The sequence below is a fragment of the Serratia sp. TSA_7 genome (genome assembly GCF_052692135.1).
Genome location: NZ_JBQZFU010000002.1, coordinates 522,119 through 549,051 on the forward strand (window position 1 = coordinate 522,119; position 26,933 = coordinate 549,051).

17 protein-coding genes are annotated in these 26,933 nt (G+C 58.1%); 3 read left to right on the top strand and 14 right to left on the bottom strand.

Features of this window, described 5'->3' with window-relative positions:
• Positions 1-2 precede the first annotated feature (2 nt).
• The 3 genes from menH to menF all read right to left on the bottom strand — a co-directional run bounded on the left by menH (position 3) and on the right by menF (position 3,988).
• Positions 3-773: a 2-succinyl-6-hydroxy-2,4-cyclohexadiene-1-carboxylate synthase gene (gene menH, locus ACUTQW_RS11345; protein WP_020439487.1), complete on the bottom strand. Its 771-nt coding sequence runs from the start codon at positions 771-773 to the stop codon at positions 3-5.
• Positions 770-2,443, bottom strand: coding sequence for a 2-succinyl-5-enolpyruvyl-6-hydroxy-3-cyclohexene-1-carboxylic-acid synthase (menD, locus tag ACUTQW_RS11350; RefSeq protein ID WP_037433363.1), 1,674 nt, complete (start codon positions 2,441-2,443; stop codon positions 770-772). Before menD ends, menH begins: the two co-directional genes overlap by 4 nt.
• A gap of 252 nt (positions 2,444-2,695) precedes the next feature.
• Positions 2,696-3,988, bottom strand: a complete 1,293-nt coding sequence (gene menF / locus ACUTQW_RS11355) for an isochorismate synthase MenF (protein WP_445654860.1) — start codon at positions 3,986-3,988, stop codon at positions 2,696-2,698.
• Positions 3,989-4,275: 287 nt separating this feature from the next.
• Between menF and ACUTQW_RS11360 the strand changes: the two genes are divergently transcribed.
• Positions 4,276-12,918 (top strand): GH36-type glycosyl hydrolase domain-containing protein, encoded by an 8,643-nt coding sequence (locus ACUTQW_RS11360; protein ID WP_006326792.1) that lies wholly within the window; start codon positions 4,276-4,278, stop codon positions 12,916-12,918.
• Between the two features lie 44 nt (positions 12,919-12,962).
• On the opposite strand, the gene elaB is transcribed toward ACUTQW_RS11360, so the two are convergent.
• From elaB to idnO, 3 genes are all read right to left on the bottom strand, one after another.
• Positions 12,963-13,274 (bottom strand): stress response protein ElaB, encoded by a 312-nt coding sequence (gene elaB / locus ACUTQW_RS11365; RefSeq protein ID WP_004947209.1) that lies wholly within the window; start codon positions 13,272-13,274, stop codon positions 12,963-12,965.
• An 86-nt stretch (positions 13,275-13,360) separates the two neighbouring features.
• A complete protein-coding gene (gene idnD / locus ACUTQW_RS11370) occupies positions 13,361-14,392 on the bottom strand; it encodes an L-idonate 5-dehydrogenase (RefSeq protein WP_235196217.1) in 1,032 nt (343 codons plus the stop codon).
• Between the two features lie 24 nt (positions 14,393-14,416).
• Complete coding sequence (gene idnO / locus ACUTQW_RS11375) at positions 14,417-15,181, bottom strand: gluconate 5-dehydrogenase (protein WP_006326794.1); 765 nt, start codon at positions 15,179-15,181, stop codon at positions 14,417-14,419.
• A 272-nt stretch (positions 15,182-15,453) separates the two neighbouring features.
• Here idnO and ACUTQW_RS11380 point away from each other — a divergent pair, with 272 nt between their 5' ends.
• Positions 15,454-16,437 (top strand): LacI family DNA-binding transcriptional regulator, encoded by a 984-nt coding sequence (locus ACUTQW_RS11380; RefSeq protein WP_004947217.1) that lies wholly within the window; start codon positions 15,454-15,456, stop codon positions 16,435-16,437.
• Here the strand turns inward: ACUTQW_RS11380 and ACUTQW_RS11385 are convergent.
• The 6 genes from ACUTQW_RS11385 to ACUTQW_RS11410 form a co-directional block, all read right to left on the bottom strand.
• Positions 16,417-16,920 (bottom strand): DUF1097 domain-containing protein, encoded by a 504-nt coding sequence (locus tag ACUTQW_RS11385; RefSeq protein WP_006326800.1) that lies wholly within the window; start codon positions 16,918-16,920, stop codon positions 16,417-16,419. The genes ACUTQW_RS11380 and ACUTQW_RS11385 overlap by 21 nt on opposite strands.
• A gap of 273 nt (positions 16,921-17,193) precedes the next feature.
• A complete protein-coding gene (locus ACUTQW_RS11390) occupies positions 17,194-18,438 on the bottom strand; it encodes an MFS transporter (RefSeq protein WP_004947224.1) in 1,245 nt (414 codons plus the stop codon).
• A gap of 155 nt (positions 18,439-18,593) precedes the next feature.
• Positions 18,594-19,058, bottom strand: a complete 465-nt coding sequence (locus ACUTQW_RS11395; RefSeq protein ID WP_257784242.1) for a DUF6789 family protein — start codon at positions 19,056-19,058, stop codon at positions 18,594-18,596.
• A gap of 70 nt (positions 19,059-19,128) precedes the next feature.
• A complete protein-coding gene (locus tag ACUTQW_RS11400) occupies positions 19,129-19,992 on the bottom strand; it encodes a DMT family transporter (protein WP_004947227.1) in 864 nt (287 codons plus the stop codon).
• 174 nt (positions 19,993-20,166) lie between these two features.
• Complete coding sequence (locus ACUTQW_RS11405) at positions 20,167-20,592, bottom strand: cupin domain-containing protein (protein ID WP_020439494.1); 426 nt, start codon at positions 20,590-20,592, stop codon at positions 20,167-20,169.
• Between the two features lie 83 nt (positions 20,593-20,675).
• Positions 20,676-22,505: a thiamine pyrophosphate-binding protein gene (locus ACUTQW_RS11410; RefSeq protein ID WP_037431407.1), complete on the bottom strand. Its 1,830-nt coding sequence runs from the start codon at positions 22,503-22,505 to the stop codon at positions 20,676-20,678.
• 337 nt (positions 22,506-22,842) lie between these two features.
• On the opposite strand from ACUTQW_RS11410, the gene ACUTQW_RS11415 reads away from it, so the two are divergent.
• Positions 22,843-23,718 carry a LysR family transcriptional regulator gene (locus ACUTQW_RS11415; RefSeq protein ID WP_006326839.1) on the top strand — a complete coding sequence of 292 codons (876 nt, stop codon included), beginning with the start codon at positions 22,843-22,845 and terminating at the stop codon, positions 23,716-23,718.
• Positions 23,719-23,795: 77 nt separating this feature from the next.
• Here the strand turns inward: ACUTQW_RS11415 and nuoN are convergent, their stop codons facing one another.
• Both nuoN and nuoM read right to left on the bottom strand, forming a co-directional pair.
• Positions 23,796-25,253 (bottom strand): NADH-quinone oxidoreductase subunit NuoN, encoded by a 1,458-nt coding sequence (nuoN, locus tag ACUTQW_RS11420; RefSeq protein WP_004947238.1) that lies wholly within the window; start codon positions 25,251-25,253, stop codon positions 23,796-23,798.
• A 6-nt stretch (positions 25,254-25,259) separates the two neighbouring features.
• A complete protein-coding gene (gene nuoM, locus ACUTQW_RS11425) occupies positions 25,260-26,789 on the bottom strand; it encodes an NADH-quinone oxidoreductase subunit M (RefSeq protein WP_004947242.1) in 1,530 nt (509 codons plus the stop codon).
• Positions 26,790-26,933: the final 144 nt, after the last annotated feature.

A 26,933-nucleotide genomic window follows, 5' to 3' on the forward strand; every position in this document is an offset into this window, starting at 1 on the left:
CCTTAACCAGGGTTAACGAGAAAGGCCTGCAGCTCGGCGACGAAATCCTGCGGGTTAGCCAGATGCGCATTGTGCCCGGCCTGCGGCACGGTGCGTAACGGCAACCCGGCGTCGCGCGCCAAACGTTGAAATTTGGGGTCGTTTTCGCCGCACAACACCATCAGAGGCACGGTCAATTGCTGCAGCTGCGGCGCCAGATAAGGTTGTTGGCCGAGCGAGGTGGCTTGCAGCATGTCGGCCACCGCCGGGCCGCTGTTGTCGGATCGCGCGGCAATCAGCGCATCGCGATGCACCGCGCTGAGTTCGGTGAATACCGGCTGCTGATACCAGTCCGCCAGCACCTCGGCAATCGGCTGGTGGCGGAACCGTTCCGCCCAGGCGGCATCCTGCGCACGGCGGTGGCTGCGCAGCTCTTCGCTGTCCAGCCCCGGATTGCCGCCCTCGACAATCACTCCCAGCAAGCCGTCGGTTTGACCATGACAGGCGTGATACATGGCGATGCGCCCGCCCAGCGAATAGCCCACCAGCCAATAGCGGTCGATGTTATGCATCTGCAAAGTGGCGCTGATTTGCGCGCTGATATCGTCAAAACCGCGGCACGCCACGGCAACCGAATCGCCGTGGCCGGGCAGATCAATAGCCAGAGACGGCCATTGCGGACAGTGCGCGGCGATGACTCGCCACTCATTGTTGTTACCCAGCAGGCCGTGCAACCAAATCAGCCAAGGGCGATCCGGTTCACCTCGTTGTAAAATACGTGTCGCCAGCATCATTGCACCGCCATTTGTTGCACCAGGAGCCGTAACGTCTCGGCACCGTCGCTCGGCGGCACCTGCAGCTCAATCAAGGTAGCGCCGCCGTGACGCCAGCCTTGTTCGACCGCCTGCCTCAGTTGCCCCCAGTTTTCCGGCCGCGCATAGTTCAGTTGGAACATCGCTGCGGCATGGCTGAAATCCACGTCCTGCGGCATGCAGTAGAAACGCTGGCGATCTTCTTGCGGCGTCGGCAACAGCGAAAAAATCTGGCCGCCGTTGTTATTCACCACAATCAGCACCGTGGGCGCAGAACACTGCCGCAGCAGCGCCAGCGCATTCAGATCGTAGAGCGCGGAGAGATCCCCCACCACCGCCAGCGTCGGTTTGGCCGTTGCACGCTGTACGCCTGCTGCGGTAGAGATCAGGCCATCGATGCCGCTGGCGCCGCGATTGCTGAAGACCGGATAACCGGCCGGCAGTCGGGTCAAGGCGTCAATCAGCCGCACGACCAGGCTATTGCCGAGGAACAGTTGACCATTTTCCGCCAGCAACTCCGGCAGGCGGTGCGCCAATTGCGCCTCGCCAAAGCGATTCACCAGATAGCCGGAGACGCTGTCCAGAGCCTGATCAGCCAGTTGCGCCAGCTCTTGCGCCCAAGGGGAACGCGGCTGCACCGGATGCAGTTCGAGCCATTGCGCCACGCCAGAGCGGATGCGGCGGCCACGGTGATGCGCGGGATCGAGCCGGCCCGGCAAATCATCGATCAACCAATACTCCTGCGGCCGGCATTGCTCCTGCCATTGCAACAGGCGTTTGCCGGTCAGGCTGCTGCCGAATTGCACCACCAACTGCGCGTCTTGCAAGATGCGCTGCGCCTGAGGCTGAGCCAGCCATAAATCGGCACAGGGCAGTGGCTGGCCGGTCTGGGACAGCACGTCGCCAATCAATGGCCAACCAAGCGTTGCGGCCCATTGCGCCAACTGCTCGCCCTCTTGCGCGCTCATACGCCCTGCCACCACCACGCCGCGTTTTTGCCGCCAGGAGAACCAATCCGGTTGTTTCAGCACCGCATGGGGATCCATTTCCCGCAGCCAGGGCTGGCTGCCTTGCCACCAGTCGCCGAGCGCCGCCGACCAGTCGGCGTAGTGTTGTTCATCGCCACCGTACAGCGGTTCGGCAAAGGGGCAGTTGATGTGTAAAGCGCCGTGCTGCAAGCGCGCCATGGCGCTGTCGACGGTGGATGCCAGCCAACTGGCGGGAATATCCGGCGTCGGGCGCGGCAGTTCGATGCTCAGCGCCGGATGGCTGGAATAAAGGCCGGTTTGGCGGATCGCCTGGTTGGCGCCGCAGTTGATCAGCTCTGGCGGCCGATCGGCGGTGAGAAACACCAGCCGTTCACCGGTCAGCCCGGCTTCAATCAGCGAGGGATAGAGATTGGCGGCGGCGGTGCCGGAAGTGACGATCACCGCCACCGGCTCCCGTGATGCCTTCGCCAGGCCAAGCGCCAGATGGCCCAGTCCGCGTTCATCAAAATGGGTATGGCAGATAAAAGACCTGTTAGCCGCTGCGGCCAGCGTCAACGGCGTAGAGCGCGATCCCGGAGCGATACAAACATGCCGCACTCCGTGGCGGGCCAGCGCTTCCAACAACAACGCTGCCCATCGGCGATTAAAAACACTTGTCGACATAATTCGCTCACAAGTCGGTTAACAGAATCAGCCTTTGACGCCCGCCATTGGGCGGCGTGCCAAAAATTATGTTCTGTATTATATGAGTAGTTATCTCTACGACTTTTGCGCCAGCGCAAAAACGCCGTATATCCCTGTGACTTTATGGCGGACAATTTATTGATTTAGAACAAAAAACAAACATAAAGATCACGAGTAGTTTACACTCGCCGCCCCTGCCGCTCAATAAATCCGGATAATAAATAGGGAAATTCAGCCCGTATTGGTCGGCTGTAACAAGGTCAGCAACCCGGCGGCCTTGTTTTCGACCTCCTGCCACTCTTCGGCGGCATCGGAACCGGCCACGATACCGGCACCGGCATACAGCCTTAATTCTTTCTCCTCTAACTGCGCACAACGTAGCGCAACGCAAAACTCACTGAGGGAAGAAGAAAGATAGCCGGCCGATCCGGCGTACCAACCGCGGGAAAAAGGTTCATGTTGCAAGATAAACTCGCGCGCTGCCTGACGCGGCAACCCGGCTACCGCCGCCGTCGGTTGCAGCCGCTGCAAGCAATCGGCGTCGTCGCTGCGATTGAGCAGCCCTTCGATACGGCGCCGCAAATGCTGCACCTTGCGTAAACGCACCACTTCCGGCGGCAGCACGTCCAGCGAACCGGCGCCCCCTTGCAGACGCTGGCAGATATCGTCCACCACCAGCAGGTTCTCGTGCCGGTTTTTAGCGTCGTTCTGCAACCACTGCGCCAGCGCCTGCGCGCGCTGTTGATCGGGATGATTGGCCACGGTGCCCGCCAACGCTTCGGTCAGCAGTTGCAGGCCATTACGCCGGTACAGCCTTTCCGGGCTGGAACCGAGAAATGCGGAATGTGCATCAAATCTCAGCATAAAGTGGTAGCATCGGTGATTCACCCTACGGCTGGCGTCCATCATCGCCGACGCGGACAGCGGGCCATCCAGCGTCAGCAACGTGCTGCGCGCCAACACCACCTTCTCCATCTGTTGCCGATCGATCGCTTTCAGCGCTTCGTGCAACATGATTTCCCACCCGGCACGTTCCGGTTGATGCTGCACCTTGCCCACATCCGCCTTTAATGGCGCGATTGGCCGTGCAGCCACTACCTTTTCCAACCAACGACCGGCTGCGTCCGCATCGTCACGCAGCGAACTTTCAGAAAACAGATTAAGCGTTAGCTGGGTTTCACCTTCGCGGCTCAGAATTTCCAGACGTGGCAAGAATAAATGCGCAGCGCCGTCAAAGGCGTTCAGCCCCCATATGCGCGCGCCCCGATACGCCCCGATAAATGCCTGCGCCTCTTGCGCTTGCGTAAACAGACGCAACTCGCCACAGGCTGCCGCTTCTTCATGGCCGTCGCGATGGCGCCAGTAAAACTGCGGGAATGCCGGCTGCGCTGCCAGCCACTCCAGTAAGGTGGCGGCCAGCGATGCGGGCGCGAGAAGAGAAAACTGGCGGAAACCGCCCCCAACGGGAAAAGGGGATTCAAGCTGCCGGCGCAATCGCCTCAGCAATCCCGAAAGTTGTTCCACGGCCACCTCAATAACCAAACTTAATGTAGGGAATTATACGGTAAATCAAGGCTGAACGGCGGAAAAATAGCGGCGTTAAGTCAAGGTTCACGCTCAAAAATTGTTTATAAAATCTAAACAATCAGTTCAAAAAACGGCCGACCGGGCATTCTGCGACTATACTGAGAAAGCATGTTCCTGCCTGCTGCGAACCCACGTCAGATCTGCCCGGCGTAAAAAACAGGATGTTCACGATCTCCCGGCGGTTTCACCGGCTGTCCCTTGGGCCAGATGTAAGGAGCTTTTGTGTGAAAGAAATACTAATCAATTGGTTAAAAAAACAACGAAAAACCGCAAAAATAAAACCGTTGCCGCTGCGGCGTAATAAAAACGCCCCCGAGACCAACGGAGGCACCATCAAGGCAGAACTGTTTTCTGTCGATCAAATGGAACGCTATGGTCAGCGCCTGGCGCGCTCACACAAGCTGGCGACGCGCAAGACCCCCTATTTTTTGCTGAAACGGTTGGACGAAAACGAACGCATACTGGCGGAAAGCTGCCACCAACTGAGCAACGGCAAGAAATCCAGCATGACCCCCGCCGGCGAATGGCTGCTCGATAACTACTATCTGATCGAAGAACAAATTCGCGTCGTACGTCACCATTTGCCGAAAACCTTTGGCCGCGGTCTGCCGCAGTTGGCGGCACCCTATAACTGCCCGCGAATCTATGACGTGGCCGCCGAAGCCATTGCGCACGGCGATGGCCGCTGGGACGCCGAAAGCCTCACGCGCTATATCGCCGCCTATCAAAAAGAAGTCAATCTGACGATGGGCGAGCTCTGGGCGTTGCCCGGCATGCTGCGTCTGGCTCTGATCGAGAATCTGCGACGCGTTAGCGTTGAAGTCGCGCAAGCGCAAAGTGAGCGCAATCTGGCCGACAGCTGGGTGACCAAAATGCTGGAATCGGCGGAAAACGATCCGGCTAACCTGATCGTGGTCATTGCCGACATGGCGCGCTCCAATCCCCCGCGTTCCAGCGCCTTTGTCGCCGAGCTCGTCCGTCGTTTACAGGGCCACGGCACCATGCTGGCGCTGCCGCTCACCTGGGTTGAGCAGCGTTTGGCAGAGGTCAGCCTGAGCTCGGCTGAATTGATCCACCGCTTTAACCAGCAATTGGCCGTCAGCCAACTGTCGGTCAGCAACAGCATTTCCGGCCTGCGCCAGCTCAGCGAAATGGACTGGGCCGAGTTTGTCGAAACCATGAGCCAGGTCGATCAAACCCTGCGCGATGATCCGGCGGGGGTTTACCCGTTGATGCATTTCGACACCCGCGATCACTACCGTCACGTGATCGAAATGCTGGCGCGCCACTGCTCGCGCAATGAGGTTCAGGTCGCCCAGCACGTACTGAATATGGCGCGGGTGGCGGCCGAAGATCCGTCCAGCGATCCGCGCCGCAACCACGTTGGCTACTACCTGATTGACGATGGTCGACCGGAGCTGGAACAACAGCTTGAGGTTCGGCTCGGGCGCATTACCCGCTTGCGCCATGCATTAAATCAGGCGCCGCTGCTTTCCTGGTTAGGCAGCCTGAGCCTGATCACCACCGCCATCTGTGCGGAATTGCTGCGTCATGCCTACAGTACCGGCATCAGTTGGGGGCTGGCGCTGCTGTTCTTCCCGATGGCGGCGGTAGTCAGTCAGTTCGTGCTGAACCTGCTTAGCGAGGTCACCACCCGCAGCCGCACGCCGCAGCCGTTGCCGAGGCTCGATTTCTCCTGCGGTATTCCCGCCGAGTTCCGCACCCTGGTGGTGATACCGACGCTGATCGGCAGCAAAAGCGGCGTCGATAAGCTGATCAACGCACTTGAGGTCTATTATCTGGGCAACGCAATGAAACATCTGCACTTTGCCCTGCTCACCGACTTCAACGATGCGCCACAAAAGCAGCACGCGGACGATGCCAATCTGCTGGCCTATGCCTGTCAGCAAATGGATGCGCTCAACGGCCGCTATCCCTGTGAAGGCCCCAGCCACTTTTTCCTGTTTCACCGCGACCGCGAGTGGAATGAAAAACAGGGCATATGGATGGGGCTGGAACGCAAACGCGGCAAGTTGAATGCGCTGAACGACTGGCTGCGCAACCGGGGCAACGCTTTTTGCACCCAGGTTGGCGTCGGGTTGGAAGTGCTGAAAAACGTGAAATACGTCATCACTCTCGACAGCGACACCGTATTGCCGCGCGAAAGCGCCCACCAATTGATTGCCGCCATGGCGCATCCACTTAATCAACCGCAGTACGACGCGCGCCAACAGCGGGTGGTGGAAGGCTACGCCATCCTGCAGCCGCGCATGGCGGAAGAAATACCGAGTTACGGTCAGGGCCGCTACGCGGCGCTGTGCAGCAGCACGCCGGGCAACGATCCCTACACGTTAATGGCTTCGGACATCTACCAGGATCTGTTTGGCGAAGGATCCTTTATCGGCAAGGGCATCTACGATGTCGACGTGTTCTCGCACAGCCTCAAAGGCACCTGCCCGCCGAATCTGGTGCTGAGCCACGATCTGCTGGAAGGCTGCTACGCCCGCTCCGGCCTGCTGAGCGACGTGTTGTTGTACGAACAGTATCCCAGCAATTATCTGGTGGACGTGGCGCGCCGCACGCGCTGGATCCGCGGCGACTGGCAACTGCTCAACTGGCTGCTGCCACGGGTAAAAACCGAAGACGGCACCCGCACCGCCAACCCATTGAGCACCCTGTCACGCTGGAAGCTGTTCGATAACCTGCGCCGCAGCCTGACGTCGCCCAGCCTGCTGTTGCTGCTGTTTTGCGGTTTTGTCTGGCTGCCGAACACCCGTTACTGGCTGGCGGTCTTCACCATCATTCTGCTGTTGCCTACCCTGCTGGCGCTGTTGCAGGATGTTGTCCGCAAACCACCCCGCAGGCCCTTCCTGCAGCATCTGCGACTGGCGATGAACGGTTCGCTGCATCGGCTGGCTCAAGTCGGCCTGCGGCTGGCGACGCTGCCGCATGAAGCGCTGTACAGCCTGAAAGCGATCGCCATTACCCTGTGGCGCCTGCTGATCAGCAAACGCAACCTGCAAGAGTGGACCAGCTACGCTCAATCCGGCGCCCGCCAGCAGGTTACCCTGGCAAACTTTTACCGGGCGATGTGGATCAATCCGCTGGCCGGTGTGGCGTTGCTGCTGTTTAGCTATCTGCATAATCCGATGGCGCTGTTTATCACGTTGCCCTTCGCCACCCTGTGGTGCCTGGCACCGTTCCTGCTGTGCTATCTCAGCCATGAACCGCAGCGCAGTAAAACCGCGCTCGACGACGAACAGCGCCGCTTCCTGCGCCACACCAGCCGCCAAACCTGGGACTTCTTCAATACCTTCGTCAATCAGCAGGAAAACTGGCTGCCGCCGGATAACTATCAGGAAATACCGGAACCGGTGGTGGCGCACCGCACTTCGCCGACCAATATCGGGCTGTCGCTGCTGGCCAACCTCACCGCCTATGATTTCGGCTATCTGACGCTCAGCGAGGCGCTGCGGCGCACCGAGCTGACACTCAACACGCTGGACCGCATGGAGCACTATCGCGGTCACCTGTACAACTGGTACGACACCCGTACCCTGGAACCGCTGAACCCGCGCTATATTTCCAGCGTAGACAGCGGCAATCTGGCCGGTCACCTGCTGACGCTCAGCGCCGGCCTGCCCGCGCTGGCTCACCAGCCGGTCATCAGCCCGCAATTAGTGCTGGCCGGGCTTGGCGACAGCCTGCAACTGCTGGAACAGCATTGGGGAGAGGCCGCCCACAAAAACCTGCCGAAGTTGCGTAACCATTTTGAACAAGCGTTAAACAGCCATCCCACCGCGCTGCAGGCCGAACTGAACGCCATGCGCAACTACAGCAACGGGTTGCAGGAACCGGCGCTGAATCACGGCGAAGAAACCAAACGCTGGGCCGGCGCCCTGCATCAGCAACTCAACGAACTCTGCGCGGAATGGGCGCTGTGGTTCGGCTGGCTGAGCGACAGCGTACCCGAGATGGAGCCGGCGCCAAGCCTGCACTGGCTGGCCAATCCGCCGGCACAGCTGATGCTGTCAGCAGAGCAGCAAAGCCTGCTTGACGCCGCCGGCGCATTGGCTCAGGAACGGCTGGCGCAGTTGTATAGCCTCCAGCAGCGGCTGGAAAAAATGGCGCAGATGGACTTCAACTTCCTGTATGACGAATCGACCCATTTCCTGTCCGTCGGCTTTAACTGCGATCAAAACCGCATGGACAGCAGTAAATACGATCTGTTGGCCTCGGAAATTCGCCTGACCAACTATGTCGCCATCGCCACTAACCAAGTGCCTCAACGCAGTTGGTTTGCACTCGGCAGACTGTTTACCGTGATCGAAAATGAGCCGGCGCTGATGTCGTGGAGCGGCTCGATGTTTGAATACCTGATGCCGCAACTGGTAATGCCGGCCTACCCCGACTCCCTGCTGGTGCAAATGTGCCGCGCCGCGGTGGAACGGCAAATCGCCTGGGGCAAGGAGCGCGGCGTGCCCTGGGGCATCTCCGAATCCGGCTATTTTGGCTTCGATGCCGATCAAAACTACCAGTATCACGCCTTTGGCGTACCGGGGCTGGGCCTGCGTCGCGGGCTGGGCGACGATATGGTGGTCGCCCCCTACGCGACGGTGATGGCGCTGATTGTCGATCCGGATGCCGCTTGCAGCAACCTCGTCGCTCTGGAAAAAAATGGCGCCAAAGGCCGCTACGGGTTTTACGAAGCGCTGGATTACACCACAGCGCGCCTCAGCCGCGGCCAGCTGTACGTGATCATCCGCTCCTATATGGCGCACCATCAGGGCATGAGCTTCCTCGCCCTGTCCCATCTGCTGCTGGATGCACCTATGGTGGCGCGCTTCGCGGATTATCCCGCCTTCCAGTCGACGCGCCTGTTGCTGCAAGAACGGGTGCCGGATGCGGTTGAGCTGTACAGCACCCGCCGCCATTTCGAAACCCATGAGGGCACCATTACCCCGGCCAGCTTCATTGCACGTGAGTTCAACCGGGTGGATTCGCCGATCCCGGAAGTGCAGTTGCTGTCCAATGCCAACTATCACCTGATGCTGACCCAAGCCGGCGGCAGTTACAGCCGCTGGCAAAACCTGGCCCTGACCCGTTGGCGCGAGGACGCTACCTGCGACAATTGGGGAGCCTTCTGTTACCTGCGCGATCCGCAAACCGGCGAAGTATGGAGCAACACCTGGCAACCGATCGGGGGCGCTGCCAAGGGATACAGCGCGGTGTTCAACGATGCCGGTGCCGAATATCAGCGCCGTCAGGGTTTACTGTCGGTCAAAACGCAGGTTGTGGTGTCGCCGGAGGACGATATCGAGCTGCGGCGCATCACCCTGGTGAACCGCAGTAAACAGTCGCGCACCATCGAAATCACCAGCTATGCGGAAGTGGTGCTGGCGCCGGCCGGCAACGATTTGGCTCACCCGGCGTTCAGCAATTTGTTCGTTCAGACCGAACTGCTGCCGGATCAAGACGCCATTTTGTGTCACCGCCGCCCGCGCGAGCCAAACGAGAAATGCCCGTGGCTGCTGCATATGATGACGGTACAGGGCCGCTCCAGCCAGACCTCGTTCGAAACCGATCGCGCCAAGTTTATCGGCCGTGGCCGCACCCCGGCCAACCCACAGGCGCTGTATCAGAATACGCCGTTGACCAACAGCGCCGGGCCGGTCATCGATCCTATTATCGCTATCCGCCAGCGCGTGGTGCTGGAGCCTAACGTGCCGCTGACGCTGGATATTTTCTACGGTGTTTGCGAAGACCGCGTCAGCAGCCTGGCCATGCTGGAAAAATACCGCGATCGCCATCTGGCGGACCGCGTGTTCGAACTGGCCTGGTCGCACAGCCAGGTGGTATTGCGCCAGTTGAACGCCAATGAGGAAGATGCCAACCTGTTCAACCGTCTGGCGAGCGCAGTGGTGTTCCCGGCGCAGGAAATGCGGGCTGCCGGCAGCGAAATCATCCAAAATCGCCGCGGCCAGTCGGGGCTGTGGGGGCATTCGATCTCCGGCGATCTGCCGATCGTGCTGTTGACGGTGACCGATGGCGAGAACATCGGGCTGGTGCAGCAGCTGATTCAGGCGCACAACTACTGGCGACTGAAAGGGCTGCAGGTGGATCTGGTGATCCTTAACGAGGACGCCGGCGGCTACCGCCAGGAGTTGCAAAACCAGATAATGGGCCTGATCGCCGCCGGTATGGAATCAACCCAAACCGATAAACCGGGCGGCATTTTCGTGCGCACCAGCGAGCATATGTCACCGGAAGATCACCGTCTGTTGCTCAGCGTGGCGCGTATTTACCTCGACGATCGGCGCGGCGGGTTGAATGAACAGCTGAACCAACGGCTGCAACTGCCGCAGATCCAGCAGCAACCGCTGTCGCCGGTCACCGCCTCGTCGAAACTGGCGACGGTGAACAACCTGCCGCGCAACCTGCATTCGCCGCAGTTGCCCGCCATTGACGCGCTGCAGTTCTATAACGGCCTCGGCGGCTTTTCGGAGGATGGTCGTGAATATGTGATCGCCATGAACGAGAGCAAGATCACCCCTGCGCCCTGGTCAAACGTCATGGCCAACCCGATGTTCGGCTCGGTTGTCTCGGAAAGCGGCCAGGCCTACACCTGGTACGAAAACGCCCACGAATACCGCCTTACGCCTTGGGAAAACGATCCCATCTGCGACCGCAGCGGCGAAGCCTTCTATCTGCGTGACGAAGAGAGCGGCCACTTCTGGTCGCCCACACCGCTGCCCACCCGGGGTCGCGGCCACTATCTGACACGCCACGGCTTCGGTTACAGCGTGTTCGATCATCGCGAAAGCGGTATCGACAGCCAGCTCACCGTATTGGTCGCCAAAGAGGCGCCGGTGAAACTGTTCCTGCTGACGTTGACCAACACCTCCGGACGCACGCGCAAGCTATCGGCTACCGGTTATGTGGAATTTATCCTCGGCGATCTGCGGCAGAAAACGGCCATGCACATCGTCACGCAGGCGGCAACGCCCGAAAGCGGCTGCGGCATCCTCGCCACCAATCACTACGGTGGCAACGGATCCGAACGCACCGCCTTCTTCGGCGTCTCCGGCGCGCATTGTTCAGTCAGCGGCGATCGGCGCGAATTCATTGGCCGCAACGGCTCGCTGGCCAGCCCAGCGGTACTGAAGCTGCGGCGCTTATCCGACAAAGTAGGCGCCGGCATGGATCCCTGCGGTGCCGTGCAATCGGCGATCAGCCTGATCGATGGCGATCAGCGCAGCTTCGTGTTCGCCCTCGGTCTGGGGCAAAATGCCGATGAGGCCGAAGCGCTGCTGCAAAAATACCTGCAAGAAGAGGCACTGCAAAATGAGTTGCAGCAGGTAGCGGCGCATTGGGACGGCATGCTCAACAAAGTGCAGATAAGCACGCCGCAGCCGGCGGTCGATCTGCTGGCCAACGGCTGGCTGCTGTACCAGACCCTCTCCTGCCGCATTCAGGCGCGCAGCGGCTACTACCAATCCGGCGGCGCCTTTGGCTTCCGCGATCAACTGCAGGATACGCTGGCGCTGACCCACGCCGCCCCTGAACGCCTGCGCCAACAGATCCTGCTGTGCGCATCGCGCCAGTTTGTCGAAGGTGACGTGCAGCATTGGTGGCATCCGCCGCAGGGCAACGGCGTTCGCACGCTCTGTTCGGATGACTATCTGTGGTTGCCGCTGGCGATTTGTCACTACCTGGACGCCACCGACGATCGCAGCATTCTGGAGGAACCGGTGAATTACCTGGAGGCACGCAAGTTGGCGCCGGGCGAGGAATCGTCCTACGAACAGCCGGCGCTGAGCGCGACGCAGGAAACCCTGTATCAGCACGGCGTGCGCGCGTTGAAACACGGGCTGAACTTCGGCGAGCATGGCCTGCCGTTGATGGGGGCCGGGGACTGGAACGACGGCATGAATATGGTCGGCCTGGAGGGGCGCGGCGAAAGCGTGTGGCTGGGTTTCTTCCTGTTCCATATTCTGCAACGTTATGGCGAACTGGCAACCGCCCGCAACGACAAGGAACTGGCGACGCTGTGCCGCCAACAGGCCGCCACCTTGCGCGACAATCTGCGTGACCACGCCTGGGACGGCGAATGGTATCGTCGGGGCTACTTTGACAGCGGGGAACCGCTGGGCTCCCATGAGTCGGCGGAATGTCGTATCGATGCCATCGCCCAAAGCTGGTCGGTGCTGTCCGGCGCCGGGGATAAACCGCGCAGCCTGCAGGCAATGCAGTCGCTGGATAAACACCTGGTCGACAACCAGGCCGGCCTGATCAAACTGCTGACGCCGCCGTTCGACGGCAACGGTCCAAACCCGGGTTATATTCGCGGCTATCTGCCCGGCGTACGCGAGAACGGCGGCCAATATACCCACGGTGCGGTCTGGGCGGTGATGGCCTTTGCCGAAATGGGCAATATCGAACGCGCCTGGGAATTGATGGCACTGATTAACCCCATCAACCATAGCCTGGACAGCACCGCCGCCGAACGTTACAAGGTCGAGCCTTACGTGGTCACCGCCGATATCTACGCGGTGGCACCGCATGTCGGCCGCGGCGGCTGGAGTTGGTATACCGGTTCCGCCGGCTGGATGTACCGGTTAATCGTCGAATCCCTGCTGGGAGTGAAACGCCACGGCGATCGGCTGACCGTCAATACCCGTCTGCCTGCAGACTGGCCGCAGGTAACGCTGAACTACCGCGAAGGCGGCAGCGAATATCGGTTGACGATCCGTCAGGGTCAGGGCGAGGCGCTGGTCACTGTGGACGGTGAAAAACAGCCTGAGGCAGCGATAACGCTGGTTGACGATGGGAAGGTCCATCAGGTGGAGGTCACGCTGGGGCAGTAAATATTGGGGGCGCGGCGATTGCCGCGCCCAACTTCAACAGGCCGTTATTTGCGCGCCAGCAACAAACCAAGCACCAAACCGACCGTGGCGCCAATACCGACGCTGTGCCAGGGTTTTTCGCGCACGTAGCCGTCAGTGCGGCATACGGCATCCTTGGCCCGCGCATAGTAGGATTCGGTGGTGTCAGTCAGCCGCGACTTTACTTCGCTCAGCGCCTGTTCCGCGTGGGCCTTGATATCGATATAGGCCTGATCGGCGCGATCGCCGGAGTACTTCAACACTTCTTCCAGCGTGTCACTCAGCATTCTCAGATCGTCATCCAGCGTGGTTTGATCCGCATCCGTATTTCTCGCCATGTTAAATTCTCCGTGGTTAAAAAATTAAACGGTTCTTAACTATAGACAAGGATCGTTGGTCCACGCCATCAGACTATCGGCTAAAATCAGAACACTAATTGCACCTTGGCAGCCAGGCTCTTGTCACCGGCAAACTCCAGCGCCTGCGCCAGTTGCCGGTTATCGAACTCGGCGGAAAGCAGCGGTAGCGGATCGACTGTCCCTTCGGCCAGCCAGGCCACCGCCAACGAGAACTCCTTAACAAAACGAAACGATCCCAGCAGGTTCAGCTCTTTGGCAATCAGCAGCATCAGCGGGAAATCCGGGAAACTGCCGCCCATCCCCACCTGCACCACCGTCCCTTTGGCGCGGGTGATTTCCAGACAACGCTGTAAAGACGACGGATGGCCGGAAACCTCAAAAGCGATATCAAAATACCCTTTGTCCTGCAGATAACCGCTGAAATCGTCGTCGGCGGCGTGCAAACGGACGTCGGCCCCCATTTCCCCGGCAATATTCAGGCAACGCGGGCTGAGATCGGCGCAGACAATTTCACCTGCACCCAGCGCCTTCAGCGCCGCTACCAGTAAGCAGCCTATCGGACCGACGCCGGACACGAACACCTTTTTCCCTTTGACTTCACCGGGCTGCTTCGCGGCGTGGATCGCCACCGCCAAGGGTTCGGCAAACACCATCACCTTTTCATCGCGATCGGCGTCGAACGCAATGCACTGCGCGCTATCGACCACCTTGTATTGGGTAAAAGCGCCGTCAACATGCGGGAAATACATCGCGCTGCCGAAAAAACGCATTTGGGTACATTGGTTTTGCTGATTCGCCAGACAATACTTGCACTGCCCGCATGGCTTGCTGGGGTTCAGCGCCACTTTCTGGCCCGGTGTCAGCAGCGCCGAATCGCTGGCCACCACTTCGCCGATCACCTCATGGCCAAGCACCATCGGCTGACGCACCTGAAAACTGCCGACCTTACCTTCCTGGTAATAATGCAGATCTGAACCGCATATTCCGCCACGAGTGATTTTCACCAGCGTGCCGTTTCCCTGATATTCCACCTCCTGCTCCACCACCGCCACGTCATATTTGCCGTTGACCACACAGGACCGGGTTTGAATTTTCATCATGATTTTCCGTTGAACAGACCGTTATACCGCAGCGGACATGCCGCCATCGACAAACAGCAAGTGGCCATTAACAAAGTCCGAAGCTTTGGACGACAAAAACACCGCCGCGCCAATCAACTCCTGCGGATCGCCCCAGCGTGCGGCCGGGGTACGTTTGGTCAGCCAGGCGGTAAACTCCGGATTGTCCGCCAACGCCTGGGTCATTTCGGTTTTGAAATAGCCCGGCGCGATGCCGTTGACCTGAATGTTGTAACGCGCCAGCTCCACGCACATGCCGCGCGTCAGCATTTTCACCGCACCTTTGGAGGCGGCATAGGGCGTAATGGTGTCGCGCCCCAGCTCACTCTGCATCGAGCCGATGTTGATAATTTTGCCGCTTTGGCGCTGCACCATATGGCGCGCCACGGTTTGCGACACCATAAATACCGCTTTCTGATTGACGGCGATAATGTCGTCCCAGTCTTTTTCCGGGAATTCGGTAAAGGGATGGCGCCGCTGGATACCGGCGTTGTTAATCAGCACATCAATCCCGCCCATTTCCGCCTCAATCTGCTCAATGGCGGCATGAATGGCCTGCGAGTCGGTCACGTCAAAAGGGGCGGCATCGGCACTGAAGCCTTCACGCCGCAGCGCATCCACCGCGCGCTGCGCGTTTTCCCGGCTGGTGGCGTTGACCAGAATGTGCGCGCCGTACTGCGCCAGCCCGCGCGCCAGCAGAAAACCAATGCCCCGCGACGCGCCGGTAATCAGTATTTTTTTATTATCCAGCGAAAATAAGTTGTTCATGAGGTTCCCCGATCCCTGTCATTCAGTTAGAACAGGCGCCTATCTCACCGGATTGCCGCCGGCAAAAACGTGAGCTGCATCACTTAAAATCATGTTACTAAAAGCTGTTACCTTTAACGTGACGCCGCGCAGTCGCACAGGCCAGACAATTGACATATTCCATTGATAAATAGGATTTTTATACTTTATTACGTCGATTGTTATCACCAAATCGATTTGCTAACATGGGGTTATCCGCGATTTCTCCGCCCCCACCCTGCTAAGGCTCCAGAATGAAGAACCAACGCGTTACGCTGCAAGATATCGCGCTGCTCGCCGGTGTGACCAAAATGACCGTCAGCCGCTATCTGCGTACGCCGGAAAAGGTGGCGGCCGACACCGCCGCGCGCATCGCCGACGTGATGAAAGAGGTGAACTTCACCGACACGGATGAAGCGCGTTCCAACCAAAAACCGCGCATCGGCGTGTTAGTCCCCTCCTTCAACAACCAGATCTTTGCCGATCTGCTGGCCGGCATCGAATCCGTCACTCTGGAGCAGGGTTATCAAACGCTGGTGGTGAACTATGACTACAGCCGCGAGCGCGAGGAAGAACACATCGTCCAGTTGCTGGCCTACCCGATCGCCGGGCTGATCCTTACCGATTCGCAACACACTTTGCGGGCGGAAAAGTACCTGACGGCGGCAAAAATCCCGGTGGCGCAAGTGATGGATCTTGAAGGGCCGGCAGGGCGAATTGCCGTGGGGTTCGATAACTATCAGGCGGGTTATGACATGACCGAAGCGCTGCTTGCCAGCGGTAAACGCCAGGTGGTCTATTTCGGTGCCATGTCCGATGCACGCGACTTGAAACGCTTTCAGGGCTATTGCCGGGCGATGGAAAATCAGGGGTTGCCCCCATGCCAGATCACACCGCATAAGGTTTCATCGGTCTCGGTCGGTTCCGATATGCTGGCGATGGCGCGTCGGCTTTATCCTGACCTGGACGGCATACTCTGCACTAACGACGATCTGGCGGTGGGCGTGTTGCAGGAGTGCCTGCGGCTTGGGTTGAAGATCCCGCAGGACATCGCTCTGTCAGGCTTTCACGGTCTGGATATCGGCAAAGCCACCACACCGGGCATCGCCAGCGTGATTACTCCCCGCTTTGATATCGGCAAGGTAGCCACCGAGATCCTGCTAAAACGCATAAAAGGGGTGCCATGCATTGAGCGCGTTGACCTGCACTACCGTATTTCACTCGGCGGCACTATTTGAATGCGCGGTAGCCACGTCAGGCATTTTCGCCTTCTCGCTGCGCGCCGCCAGCCACAGCCCGCTGTTTTTCATCGCGTAACCAAACACCAGCCCCACCAGTAAAGAGGCCGTCACCAGCGGCCAGTCGCCCCCGCCGGCAAAGGTCGCGCAAGCGCCGATAAAGGTGCCGGGCACGAACCCCAACCACTGCTGTTTGGCCTGAATGCACATCAGGAAGGCCACTATACCGGTCAGCAAGTAGCCGAGCATGCTCCAACCCGGCGCCAGGTCGCTGCCGTGAATAATCGCCATCGCCCAAAACACCCCACTACAGCTGGTCAGCGTGCTGATCAACAACCCTTTCAGCCCGCCCTGCGGACAGGCGAAATAGGCGGTGCAACCGAGGAAGCCGGCCCAGCCGATCAGCCCCAGGCTGACGGCAACCCATCCCCAGACGCCGGACAGAATTCCGGTAGTGACAGCAATGGCGAAAATAACGTTCATAAATCGACCCGGCAGAAAAGAAAGCGCGCAGTGTACTCGAAAATCGGCAAATTTATGTGATAAAAATCACAAAAAATATGCAATGAGAGAAATGGAAATTACAGACTTGTGGAATTTGTCACAAAAAAAACCAGCGTGGCAAGCACGCTGGAAATGACACACAACAACACCAGGGAAATCGTTCGCCACATTGCGTGGCTAAAGTATTCTTTCTTATACCCTATGAACATCAAGTTGCAGCCAACCACGCGGTGGCTTTACAAGCGGCGGGTATCAGCGCGGGAAGCCCGCGCGGGTCACCATGAAGCTCAGAATCAAGCACACCAGGGTACTGACCACAAATAACAGGTTGACCGCCAGGTGCAGGCTGGCATGGTCGATCACTACCCCCAACAGGATGGGTACCCAGTTGGCGATATAAGCAATAACGTAAAACAGCGAAATCAGTCTTGCGTGGCTGGCCTTCGGTGAAATCAGATTCACCAACGTGGCGCTGCCGACAAAAATGGCGCCGTAGGCATAACCGGCAATCACCATCCCGGCGGCTGCCAGGCCCAGCGAGTGGATCTGAATCGCCTCGGCGAACACCACCACCGACAACGCCTGCGCCAGGCAACCAAACATCAGCGAGTGCCGCGCATTAATGCGGCGACTGAGGATCTGGCTAATGCCGGCAATCACCAGGTACACGGCAATCACGTAACCGTAAACGCCACGGCTCTGCATGCCCAACAGCTTTTCAGATACGCTCGGGCCAATCGCCAGAATACTGGCGGCGACCGCCCAGCAGATGAACAACGCGCCGGCGCACAAGAAGAACTTGCCGCCCGTGGCGCGCAGGCCGTCCGCCAACGAACTCTTTTCCGGCACGGCGTTTGCCGCCGGCTCCCCGCTGACCGGCACAACCACAGCGTCACCCGGCCATTTCAGCATCACGCCCAGCGCGGCTACTGCCGCCACCGCCATGATGATAATGAAGGGCAATGAAGTAGTATGGAATCCGGTTTGCAGCGCCACACCGCTGAAAATCGGCCCCAACGCCAGGCCGAGAGTAAATGACAGCGTAGCGATCAGCGCCGCATTCTTACCGCCATCTTTCGGCCCAAAACGCACCAGCGCAATATTGGCCGCCCCGGTCAGCGCACCGGTCCCAATCCCGGCCAGCAACCGTGCCATAAACATCATCAAAAACGAATCGGCCATCGAAAACAACAGCGCGCCGGCTAACACCACCAGCAGCGCCGGCACAATCATGCTGCGCAGATCTTTCACCTTGCCGGCCATATTGCCCACGCCAAACAGCGAAATCAGCACCCCTGCCGCATAAGCGCCATAAATAATTGTCAGGCTGACCGAACTTAAACCCAATTCATGTTGATAAAGCGGATAAAGCGGCGTCGGTGCACTGCTATTAAGCAATGCAGACATCAATGCCAGCGCTAAAAAAAGCAGAATGGCAAAATGCGACGTGCCCGAATTCGTTTTAGCTGCTTGATTAACAGCGACACCTTCAGACATTTTTCTCTCCCGAAACAAGCTGGATAAACATTCTGTCCTGAAAACCAAACTCAATCAGGAAACGCGTTCATCATACCGTTTGGGTATAAGAGCAAAAATAGCCAAGAATGCATCACAGTGATTCATTAATGCATGAGCAGGGCAAATATGATCGTTTAATGCAACACGCGAACGGGCTGTCGGCGCGGCCAAATGCCGCAAATACCCAAGGCCAAACCATATACGACATGGTTGACCAGACTAGCCACCAGCAGGCCTGTGCCGTTAGTGGCGCTGCCGAAAAAGCCCAATCCTACCGAGGGATAAATTAAACATAGCGATATAAGCGAACAAACCAGGCCATAAATAACGGCCCGGCATAGGGCACCGCTGCGCGGGTGATAAACGGAAAAAACAAAATAATAAAAAAGAAGCGCCAGGAAGATACCGGCAAAATAATGCGCACTGTAGCCCAATAATAATGCGTGCGGCGCCGGGGGAATATCGCCAGGCCGCAGGAACAGGAATTGCCCATGCCACCATTGATTGGCTAAATTACCGATAAAAACCAGGTTCAGTTTACTGATAATCCCGGCGGACGCGGCAATAAAATTGACCAGGTCCATACCGACGGTCGCCACAATGCCATACAGTCCATAACGTGCCAGTTCCCTGGCTGGGCTTACATCCAATTGTCTCTCTCCTTTGTGGTTAAACTGCCGCAGCCTTCGAGGCTTTCGCCGGGCTGCGTTTCAAAATGGCCAATGCGCCGGAAAGAATAATCAACGCCATACCGGCTGCAGCAATATAAGACAGCTTTTCGCCAAACAGCAGATAACCGAGTAGCGTAGAGAAAATAATGGTGCTGTAGGACAGGATGCTGACAATCACCGCATTGCCGCTTCCGTAAGCGCGGGTCATGGTGATTTGCCCCAAACTGCCGAATACGCCGATAGCGCCTACGCACAGCATCATGGCGCTGTCCAGGGCAGTGAAGCCCACCACCGCAGTCATCACACAGCCAATCACCGTGCCCACCAGCGAGAAATAGAACACCACCCGCAGCTCCGGCTCGCCACTGCGCACCAGTTTACCGACATTGAAATAGGCCAGCGCGGTCAGCAGGCCGGATAAGAGGCCAATCAGAGTAGCGACATACTCGCCATTCGGCGTGTCCGGGCGCAGCAACACCAGTATGCCGATAAACCCCAACAGCACGGAAAACAGCAGTTTGCCGGTCAACTGGCCTTTGGAGGTAACGAAGGCGATCGCCGATTGAAAGATCGGGTTGGTGTAACCCAGCGTGGTGGCGGTGGCGATCGGCAGGTGGATAAGCGAATAAAAGCCGCAATACATCGCCGCATTGCCGATGGCGGCGCGTTTCATATGCAAACCGAGGTGCTGCGTGCGGAAACCGAGATTTTTAACCTTAATCAGCGCGGCGACGATCAGTACGTTAATAAACGAACGATAAAAAATAATATCGAAAAAGCCGACTTTGGCCGAAGCCAGTTTAACACTGGCCCCCATCAGCGCGAAAAACCCGCTGGCGACGACCATCCACAAAGCAACCATGATTTCCTCGGAATGCGACCCAAACGGGCGGCAAAAAATGATCTATACCCTGTACGGCCAGGCTGCCCCAGATTGGACCAGCGCCTCCGTATGCTGCACCCGTATCAAACGGGGCGAATATATTCGCCCCCTACGGGCTGTGCAGTCAACAACGCCGCAGCTTGAAAGACACTATTATTCGGCGGTTTTCACCGTCAGTGGTTTGTTGTCGGCGCAAGCGAAGAACACCAGCATCTCCGCCCCTTTATCGCCAGAAACGCCCTGATGAACGATATCTACCGTGTCGGTAAAGGAATCCCCTTGCTTAAAGGTGTGCTTCAAGCCGGTTTTTTTTACCGTGAGAGAAACGCTGCCGCCGGTCATATACACCGCACTGATGCACGGGTGGGTATGCCAGGCAAGCACCTTGTTCGGCTCCACCGTCACTTTCAACATGGTGATCTGAGGGGCGCCGGTCGGATACTGCCCGTACGGCGTGCCCTCCCACGAGGTTTCGGTTTTCAGCAGGGTTTCTTTGCTGATCCCTTCGCCGTGATCTTCAGCAGCCAGCGCGCTCCCCTGAAATGCCATCGTTAATGCCAGAAGTATCAATTTATACATTGTTATCGCTCCATGACTCTGTGAATAAGAACAGAAATGGCGTGATACAAAGGATAATTAACGACGGCCTCTGGAGCGCGTCCTTACAACCCTTTGATACGCTGTTCGTATTCTACGATGCTCTCGGCATAGTATCGATTGGGTGCGACATGATTTCCTACTATCACTTCGATCAGGAACGGACCCGCGTACTCGGCTGCGGCGGCCAGCGCCTCGTCCAGCTCCTCCAGCGTCGTCGTCTTCGCGGAGGCAACGCCCAGGCTGTTGGCGAAGGACTTCCAGTCGTGGCTCGGCAGAGCGGTGTAATCAGCCGATACGCCACGGTTCTGAAGCGTGTCGATATGCATGGCACCGTGGGCGCTGTTGTTCATGACGACAAAGGTCATTTTGACCTGATAACGAGCGGCGGTCTGGATCTCCATGCCATGCATCAGCATGCAGCCGTCACCGGTCACCACCACGCAGTCGCGGTGCGGTGCCGCCAGTTTGATGCCAATACCGGCGCATATCGCCCAGCCCATCGGCGCCAGGGAGCTTGAGGTGTGGTAATCACCGCGCCCGCTGGCCAGCCAGTGGTGGGCCATAAAGATACGGTGCGCCCCGGAGTCAACCACCACGTTGGTGTCCTCGTCCATGCGGCTGCGGATGCGTTTGATGACATCACCGGGATACATGTTGGCTTCACCTGCGGCCTGGCGCGCCTGCAAGTCAGGCAGTTGCTGTTCAAGCGGCAATTGACGCACCTGTTCAAGCCAGCCATCGCGCAGCGCCTTGATGCCGGCCAGGTGCGCGTCGTCGTCGCTGACCGCATCCAGCAGGTGTTGTACCCCGCCGGTCAGACTGGAGAAAATCTGCATGTCCGGCTGATAGTGCGAACTGACCTTGTCAAAGTCTTCGTCAATCACCACCAGCGTTTTGGTGCCGTGCAGCCGCGGGTTCCAGTTCAGGCTGTCACGCTGGCTAAGGTCGCATCCCAGCACCAGCAGTACGTCCACGTCATCGCCGTTGATGGTTTCCACCGCACGAGTATGGCCGGCGAATCCATACAGGCCAAGCGCCAGCTCGTGCCCTTCAGGGAACGCCCCCTTGCCGGACAGCGTGGTGGCGACCGGCATACGATACTTCTCCGCCAGGCGCAGCAGCAGTTCGGCATCCTGCGGGTTATTCATGCGGTTGCCCACCAGGCAGGCAACTTTTAAGCCGCGCAGCAGGTAATCGTCCAGCACCTGATCCAACCCTTGCTGGTCGATCGCCGCTTCGCGGCACTGTGGTGTGCGCTGTGGATCTGCAGCATGATTGCCGGCCACCGCTTTCTTTTGCATGTCGACCGGTACGCTTAAATAAGCACGGCCTTTACGCTGGGTGTTCAGGCAAGACAAACTGCGCCGCAGTTCATGCTGCAACGTCAGATTATTTTTCACTTCGATGGCGGCGGAAAGCAGAGGTTTGACGATAGTCAGCTCATCGATGCCGCTATTGCTGCCGTCCTGAAAAGCGCCCTGCGCTTCATGATAGGTCGCGATGCCGCCGGCCAGATACAGCACCGGGATCTTATCGGCCTGAGCCGCAGCCATCGCCGGCAGGAAATTCATGGTGCCCGGGCCGGAGATGCCGAGACAAACGCCGAACTTGCGGCTGGCACGGGCGTAACCATCGGCCATAAAACCGCAGGCAGTTTCATGAGCGCCGACGATGCCGGTCATGCCGGAATGTTCAATGGATTTAATTAGTGGGTATACGAGCTTGCCCGGTACCAGGAATATGTATTGAATGCCGCGTGCTTCAAGACCCTGGATAATCACATCAGCGTTGCTTCTCTCTGCCGCTTTCGCGCCAGGCGTCGCAATAACCCTGATACCGTCCGCAGTTGCCAGTGCTACGGGGGTGTATAACTTCTCTGCGTGAGACTCCATTTTTCATGTCCAGTCGTGGTGGGCCAACCTGATTCAGAGTCAATCCCACCAGGCGGTTAGCCCACAGAGACAGGCTCTCATGCGCATCTGCTTACGCGTTAGGGTAACATTGATACAAAAATGTGCGCCAGATCACAGCATAAACGTTGATAAGCATAAAGATTGTTTAGTAAAAATAAAGATGCAAAACTGCTTCACATTGATGCATTTATTCATATCCTGAAACATAATAAATAATTATGATACGTGGGCTTCATTTGCAGCCAAAACCAGAGCCAAAGCGGCTGCGCGAGAATGAACACTGATAAGACCGATAAGCCTGTACAAAGGAAATGGCATGATGAATTGGGATGACGCACGCTTCTTCCTGGCAGTAGCACGCTGCGGTACTTTACGAAAAGCCGCCAATGAACTACACGTCGACCAGGCCACTGTCGGCCGGCGCATTACCGCTTTTGAAGAAAACCTGGGATCGAAGCTGTTTATCCGCACGCCGAAATCATTTTCCCTCAGCCCGCTGGGCGAGGAAATGCTGGCGGACGTAATGAATATGGAAAACTCGGTGCAGGCAATTGGCCGCAAGGCCACCAGCGGCGACGACAGCCTGTGCGGTAACGTGCGCATCGCCACCACCGACACCATGGCCGAGGCCTTTGTCATTCCGGCGTTGAAGGATTTGCGTGAGCAGCACCCATTAATCACCGTCACACTGCTGACGGCGGTTAATATCTCCGATATTTCTTATCGCGGCGCGGATCTGGCGATCCGTGGCGCACGGCCCGATTCTGATGAGCTGATTATCAAGCGCATGGCGACCATCGAAATGGGGCTGTACGCGACGCAAGACTATCTCGATAAACACGGTCTGCCAACCAAAGGCGATCACCTGCGCGGCCACGATTTGCTGATGTTTCCGCGCGAACTGGTGCCGCGTCACTGGAATAATTTCTGTGGCGAGGCGCTGATCGATCCCAACGTCGTTTTGCAATGCAATTCACAGTTGCTGCTGCGCTCGGCGACACGGAGCGGTTTGGGGATTGGTCTGCTGTCCTCCTTCCTGGCGGATAAGGATCCGGATCTGGTGCGCATCTTCCCGGAAAATAAGGACTGGGTGGATATCTGGCTGGTGCTGCACCCCGACCTGCAGCGCGCTGCGCGGGTGCGCGCCGTCGTGCAGGCGCTGGAAGCATCGTTTAAAAATAACCCAGGCTGATTCTCTCACCCGTCCCCTGCCCCGCCCCAATAGAAAAAGGTCGCCGAAGCGACCTTTTTTTACTGCCTTGATGCCTATCAGAACATCGGCTGCGCCATCTGCACCAGCGTAATCAGCGGCTGTGGGTAGACACCCAACAGCAGCACCAACGCGGCGGAGATCAGCACTACCACACCGCCCGCAGTCAACGCCCAGTTGTTCGGGGTATCGCGTTGCAGAGCTTCCGGCGCGCTGAGGAACAGGCTGACGGTCACACGCAGGTAATAGTACAAACCGATGGCACTGCCCAGTACCACAGCACCGGTCAGCCACCACAGGTGAGCGCTGACGCCCATCGCGATAACGAAGAACTTACCGATAAAGCCCAGGGTCATAGGGATACCGGCCAGAGACAGCATCATCACCGTCATCACCGCGGACAGAATCGGCTTATGCCAGAACAGACCACGGTAGGAGAACAGCGAATCGGCGTCCGGGCCACGGTACGGGCTGGACATCAGGCTGACCACGCCGAACGCGCCCAGGCTGCTGAACAGGTAACCGGCCAGGTAAACACCGGCGGTTTCCAGCGACAGTTGATGGGTTTGCACCGCAATCAACGCCACCAGCAGATAACCCAGGTGGGCGATCGAGGAGTAACCCAGCAGACGCTTGATGTTGGTCTGGCTGATGGCCATCAGGTTGCCGAACAGAATTGAACCGACGGCAATGATCGACAGCACCATACGCAGCGCTTCGCTGTCGGCGGCCGGGGCATACAGGAACAGACGCATCACTACGGCGAAGATCGCAATCTTGCTGGCAGTGGCCAGGAAGGTAGAGACCGGCGCAGGCGCCCCCTGATACACATCCGGCGTCCACAGTTGGAACGGCACCAGAGACAGCTTGAAGCCCAGACCCACAATCATCATGCCCATACCGGCCAGGATCAGCGGTTGGTGCATCATGTTTTCGTGCAGGCTCTTGCCCAGACCGGCCAGCGACAGATCGCCGGACTCGGCATACAGCAGCGCCATACCGAACAGTAGGAATGACGAAGCCGCAGCGGACAGCAGCATGTACTTGATAGCGGCTTCCAGCGGACGCTTCTGGCGGTAGGCGTAACCCACCAGGCCGAACAGCGGCAGCGAGATCAGTTCAATACCGAGGAACAGCGACGCCAGGTGGTTGGCGCTAGCCAACAGAATGCCACCCAGCGTGGCAATCAGCACCAGCAGGTAGAACTCTTCGCGGTTGTCCGGGTAACCCACCAGCCATGGATAGGCGAAGGTACAGGTCGCCAGGCTCGCCAGTATTACCAGCCCGGTATAGAACATCGAGTAGCCATCGACCCGCAGCAGCGGGGTGACGTCCATTGGGCCTGCCTGGCCGACAAAATACAGCGAAAGCAGCGCCAGGTTTAGACCGATCACGGTCAGTGTGGCGTTGATAAAGTGGTCGCGTCGCCACGCAATGCCTAGCATCACAACCACCACCGTCAATCCGACGATCAACAGCGGTAGCAGTGCGATCAGTTGTTGAGGAGTTATTGTCATGGCGAATTACGGCCTTGTTGTTGAAATTGCTGAAACTGACGAACCAAACCAGTGTTGCACGTTGCTCATCGCCGCATTAGACGTGTCCAGAATCGGCTGCGGGTAAACCCCCAGCAGAACCAGCAACACCACCAACAGCAGAATGATGAACAGTTCGCGCGCGGTCATGCCCGGCAACGGTTGCTCCGATTTAGCTTTGCCGTAATAGGCGCGCTGCATCATGATCAACGAGTAAACCGAAGCAAACACCAGACCGAAGGTAGAAATCACGGTGATCACCGGCACCACTTGGAAGCTGCCGAACAAGATCATGAATTCGCCGACGAAGTTACCGGTCCCCGGCATCCCCAAGGTGGCTACAGCGAAGAACAGCGACAGCGCAGGGATGTACTTGATACGTCCCCACAGGCCGCCCATCTCGCGCATGTCACGGGTATGCAGACGTTCGTACAACTGGCCGCAGATGATGAACATGCCGGCCGCAGACAGGCCGTGCGCGATCATCTGAATCACCGCGCCCTGGTAAGCCAGTTGGCTGCCGGTGTAGATGGCGATCAGCACGAAGCCCATGTGCGATACCGAGGTGTAAGCGATCAGACGTTTAATGTCGGTCTGCGCGAACGCCATCCAGGCACCGTAGAAGATACCGACCACGCCCAACCACATGGCGATTGGCGCAAACTCGTGCGACGCTTCAGGGAACAGAGGCAGGCTGAAACGCAACATGCCGTAGGCCGCCGTCTTCAGCAAGATCCCCGCCAGGTCAACGGAACCTGCGGTTGGTGCCTGGCTATGCGCATCAGGCAGCCAGCCGTGCAACGGCACCACCGGCATTTTCACCGCAAAGGCGATGAAGAAGCCCAGCATCAGCAGATATTGCACGTTGTGTGACATTGGCGTTTGCAGCAGATCTTCGTAATCGAAGGTCCACACGCCGGTCGCATTGTAGTGCACGAACACCAGGCCCATAATCGCAATCAGCATCACCAGACCGCTGGCCTGGGTATAGATGAAGAATTTGGTGGCTGCGGTGATGCGGGTTTTACCGTCCGACGCCTTGTGACCCCACAGGGCGATCAGGAAGTACATCGGCACCAACATCATTTCCCAGAAGAAGAAGAACAGGAACATGTCGATGGCGAGGAACACGCCGATTACCCCACCCAGGATCCACAGCAGGTTCAGGTGGAAGAAGCCCTGGTATTTCTGGATTTCACGCCAGGAACAGAGGATAGCCAACACGCCCAGCAGGCCGGTCAGCACCACCATCAGCAGTGAAAGGCCGTCCAGCGCCAGGTGGATGGAAATACCGAAGCGAGGGATCCACGGCAGCAGGAATTCAGACTGCCATTGCGGGATGCCTTTCGGCGTAGTCAACGTGTAGCCACCCTGCATCCACAGATGCAGAGAAAGCGCCAATGTCAGCCCCATTGCGATCAACGCAATCCAGCGCGGCACCTTAGTACCGAAGCGCTCAAACTGCCAGCACAGCAGACCGCCAATAAAGGGGATAAGAATTAGCCAAGGTAATAGCATGGCGTTTTGTGTCCCTTATTCTACCGTTGTCTTTCACGCTGTAGCGTTGTTGGCTGCGGGCGTTTACCCCTGTCACTTACCTAAGTAAGCTCCAGGGGATGCTCGCACTTGCCGCCTAGCTACAACGCGAAATCTATACGGTAT